Below are 523 nucleotides of genomic sequence, written 5' to 3'. Positions count from 1 at the left end.
GGCTTAAAATAGCCATTGCAGTCCTACTTCGCCATGGAGTAGAGGTGACCATCCATCGTGGTCACGAGCAATATGTGTTTTACACCCAGAAAGCTGACTTCCGCGGCAAATCGTTCGCTTTTGTGCGAATGAAGCGGCGGAACAGCCTTTTAGGTCGGTGGACATATTCAAAGCTACCTTTCACAACGGAGCTAGGCAAGCACTGGGAGCTCTGGATGGCATTCAGGGAGCTTCACAGCAACACCCTGGATGAAAATGGCGAAACCTTTGTACCAGTAGTTAATAGTGGCTATGGAACAATGTATGCCAATAGCCAGCCAGATGCGCCACAAATCGAATGTACCGATATTGTAGTGGAAGGCGCCGCATACCTGGACTGCTGGCATGATCGTGCAAGAGTATTCTTGCCTGACGGCCTCAAGATCCGCACAGACGAAGAAGATGTACAGGTTTTGGATCGAGCGTCCAAGTATCTGTATTACCGTGGGCTGCGGGTGCTGGATCTCAAGGAAGAGGCGCAATT

At 50.3% G+C, this 523-nt stretch carries 1 protein-coding gene; it reads left to right on the top strand.

Annotated features, from left to right (window positions below; all coding sequences use genetic code 11):
- The coding region (locus tag VJI93_RS08470) for a hypothetical protein (RefSeq protein ID WP_324009272.1) at positions 1 to 523 on the top strand (523 nt) is incomplete at both ends.

The sequence above is a fragment of the Parvimonas sp. M20 genome (assembly GCF_035282425.1).
Taxonomy (GTDB): domain Bacteria; phylum Bacillota; class Clostridia; order Tissierellales; family Peptoniphilaceae; genus Parvimonas.
The sequence above is the reverse complement of the archived record's forward strand: the minus strand, read 5'-3'. Positions and strand labels throughout refer to the sequence as shown.